Source organism: Methylobacterium sp. WL64 (genome assembly GCF_008039945.1).
In the GTDB taxonomy this organism is placed as follows: Bacteria; Pseudomonadota; Alphaproteobacteria; order Rhizobiales; family Beijerinckiaceae; genus Methylobacterium.
In genome coordinates this window covers 1-3,396 of sequence record NZ_VRVA01000238.1, presented here as the reverse complement: position 1 = coordinate 3,396, position 3,396 = coordinate 1, and the positions used below count along the sequence as shown (strand labels likewise).

At 57.7% G+C, this 3,396-nt stretch carries 2 protein-coding genes and 1 pseudogene; 2 read left to right on the top strand and 1 reads right to left on the bottom strand.

What is annotated here, in order from left to right; all coding sequences use genetic code 11:
- Positions 1-123 (top strand): annotated as a pseudogene (locus FV242_RS33290) (IS5/IS1182 family transposase); the annotation flags it as partial.
- Between the two features lie 113 nt (positions 124-236).
- Here the strand turns inward: FV242_RS33290 and FV242_RS33285 are convergent.
- Positions 237-1,517 (bottom strand): IS66 family transposase, encoded by a 1,281-nt coding sequence (locus FV242_RS33285; protein WP_147941929.1) that lies wholly within the window; start codon positions 1,515-1,517, stop codon positions 237-239.
- A 357-nt stretch (positions 1,518-1,874) separates the two neighbouring features.
- Here FV242_RS33285 and FV242_RS33280 point away from each other — a divergent pair, with 357 nt between their 5' ends.
- On the top strand, positions 1,875-2,984 hold the full coding sequence (locus FV242_RS33280; protein WP_147941928.1) for an acyltransferase: 1,110 nt from the start codon (positions 1,875-1,877) through the stop codon (positions 2,982-2,984).
- Positions 2,985-3,396 lie beyond the last annotated feature (412 nt).

The following is a 3,396-nucleotide window of genomic DNA, read 5'->3' as shown; positions in this document are numbered from 1 at the left end:
GCGTGGCTGGCGCGATTCCGACGCTTGGCCATCCGCTACGAACGCCGCGCGGACATCCATCTCGCCTTCACGACCCTCGCCTGCGCCCTCGTCACACTCAACCAATGCAGACGGTTCTGTTAGACGCCCTAACAACGGTTGAGAAAGGCTGCTGCGTCCGTCCGTCGTCGAGCGAAAGGTCACCAACGGCTTTCGCGCCCTGCGAGCGTAATTACCCACCCCCGTAATCTCGGGGTTCAGGCGCCGACGGTTTTGAGGATGGTGCCGAAGGGGCTGCTGCCTGTGAGGCGCGCGGTATCGACGACGGTGCGGATGGCAGCTTCGCCCTTGGCGGCCCACATCGCGCGGTAGCCGTTGGTGACCTTTCGCTGGATCACGGATGGGCGCAGCAGCCGCTCTGAACCGTTGTTGGTTGGTTCGACTACGCCGGGATGAGCAAGGAAGACGAGGAGTTGATGGCGAGCTCGGCCGATCTTCGCGTGCAGGGCGCGGGTCAGGTCGCAGCCGCTTCGTGTGGCGAGGATTGCGCCGAGTTGCCGATGCAAGGTCCGGCGTTTGGCAGCAAGCGTCGAGGTGGTCAGATCGGTGACGCGCTCGGCTATGGCGAAAACAGAGTGCAACCAGAGCTGCAGACGCCAGGGCACGGGATCATCGCTGGTCTCGACGGCGTAGGCGACGTCTCGGGCGAGATGGGCGAGGCAGGTCTGATGGGCGGCGGCGTGCCCCTGCTGGGCGGTGTAACGGTCCGAGATCCAGACCGCGGGCCGATGCCCGTCCATCATCTCCCGCACCACGATGGCGCCCCGTGTCGGGGAGGCCGTGTGCACCACGGCGTGCGCCGAATGGAACACCCAGTGGTAGGCGTTGCTGCCCTCGATACGCACGCCGGTCTCGTCCGAGGCGACCACCGTGGCTTGGCGCAGGGTCGAGACGGCTTCGTCGCGACCGGAGCAAAAGCACTTCTGCGCGCGCTGGAGAAGGTTCATCAGCCCGCCCTGGCTAAGCGTTATCCCGAACAGGTCGGAGAGCGCCGCCTGCAACCGCTCGTAGGAAAGCGCCTGGAAGGTCTTGAGATAGGTGGCAACCGCATGCACCCGCGGGCCGAAGGGCGTGCCGCGTGCCGCCTCCGGCACAGGGGCGATCACGCGCGCCCCGCAGGTCGGGCACTGCACTGCCAGCCGTTGATGCTGGGTGACGACCGGTGCGACTTCCGGCAGCTCGATCCGTTCGGAGAGGCTGACGACCTCGGTGGGAAGGTCCCCGTGCAGGCCGCCGCCGCAGCACGCGCAGCGATTTGGGCGATGCGCGACGACAGTATCGGGATCCTCGCTCATCACGCGGCTGTGGCCCTCGTGGCCGGGCTTCGCCCCACCGGGTTTGGCCTGCTCGCGCCGCTCCTTGCGATCCGTCGCGGGAGGCTTCGACGAGGTGCGCGAAGTCTTCTCCGGGCGCTGCATCCGCAGCACCAGCTCGATCAGCTCTTCGCGGCTCAGCCGCTCAAGATCGCTTCGGCCCATCTCACGAAGGAATCAGCGAAATCCACCCCGCGCAAGGGGGTGGGTAATTACCTGCGAGCCGCAGAGGGCGAAGTCCCCATCCGCACCGTCGTCGATACCGCTAGCCCAACCAGCGCCAGCCTGTTCGGCACTATCATCAAGACCGTCGGCGCCTGAACCTCACGATTATGACGGGCGGAAATTACTGGCCCAAGACACAACATTCCAGAACCGAATATTTAGGGAGTCAGATTTGGTAAATGAAGCAGGAATAAGTATAAGGCCGCAAAGATATCGATTGACTAATTCGCATTTATAGATGAGAAACATATTAGTTTTTCGTCTTCACATGCGCGCGCGACGAATTGGGCTTGCTATATGACCGATCCTAGTGCAACATTACGATCAAATAAGATTTTTTACGCTTCTCGGCGGCTAGAGTATCTTGAGTCGCTTCGCGGTCTGGCAGCTTTTTTCGTCGTTCTGCATCACCATTATATGACGGCCCCAGTCTTTATCGAATACGTACGTTTCACGCCTCTGCGCATTCTTATCAATGGGCGCTCAAGCGTCATCTTTTTTTTCGTACTCAGTGGTTTTGTAATTGTCTACGGAATTCTAAACAAGTCAAGGGAGTTTTCGTACCCTAACTTCGTCCTGCGTCGGTTTATTCGCATCTATCTGCCGTACGCGGCGTCGGGTCTACTCGCTATCGTTTTTTATCTTACGCTCAATCTAGAATCGTACTCCGACACGGCGATCACCTTCAACGAAATGTGGAGTCAACCGCTTCGGCTTAGCAATATCGTCCAGTTTTTCCTGCTGGCGGGGACATCGACAGCTAATACGATTAATACCGTTGCGTGGAGTTTGGTTTACGAACTCCGAATTTCGCTACTATTGCCTCTCTTGTATTTCCTCGGAATACGCTTTCCCTGGACTCTGTGGCTTTTTATCGTTGCGGAACTGGTTGCCAATCGGTTTCGTCAAGATTCAGTTCCGTTCTTCGGTACGGATGTGATATCAGGTCTCGACGTAACAATCCATTTCGTGCTTCCGTTTGTGCTCGGAATCTTTCTCGCGATCCGGTTTTCACAGGGCACAATGCCGGACTTCGGCGCAATGCCAGTAAGAGCTACGCTTCTGTTATGTCTCTCGTTGATCCTGCTGATGATTTTTCGGGACGAGCCGGCTAGCCTCGGCGCCGCCATTCTCATATTTGTCGCCGTGGGCTCGAGAAGATTGCAAGATTTCTTACGCTGGCCGATCCTAATCAAACTAGGAACAATCAGCTATAGCCTTTATCTCACTCACGCGATCGTGCTTCAGGCAACTGTTAGAGTGTTTCATGGCGTCGTCCCGATCTGGGTCTCGCTCGCGATCTCACTTGCGGCATGCATTGCAATCGCGGTCATATTTTATCACTTCGTGGAGAAGCCAACCCATCAATTGTCCCAGCGGATTAGTCGACGAAGCGTTTCTAGCTAGGGCGAGTAGCTGTTGCGCCGGGCCGAGTAGCTTGACCGTCCAAACCCATTGAGCTGTAGGAACGCCGTGGGGGCGTCAAATAGCGCCGCCGTTCGCAGCTCGACTATCTATAGAACGTCGGGGTAGCCTACCGCTATTTTGCGGTCCCAGTTCGACATTGGTAAATTAATAGCACAATCTTAGTTTAGAGCCGTTCCTGATTACTTTGCAATCGAGATTAGATCGAACTCCTGGATGTAAGCCGCTCCCTGACGCAGAGCAGGTATCCACTCCGGCGGCGAGCGGTCTAGTACTACTGTGTCATAAATTTTTGGGTAGGGTTTGCGATTCGATTTCGTAATGGAGCGAGGCATGGATCGCTTGAACTCCTCGCTGGCTGCCGACCAGCCGCGCTTTGCGGCTTATCTGGAGG

What these genes read in the sequence shown, in the direction of transcription:
- FV242_RS33285 (WP_147941929.1), bottom strand. Translation starts at nt 1,517, where the DNA reads ATGGGCCGAAGCGATCTTGAGCGGCTGAGCCGCGAAGAGCTGATCGAG.
- FV242_RS33280 (WP_147941928.1), top strand. Translation starts at nt 1,875, where the DNA reads ATGACCGATCCTAGTGCAACATTACGATCAAATAAGATTTTTTACGCT.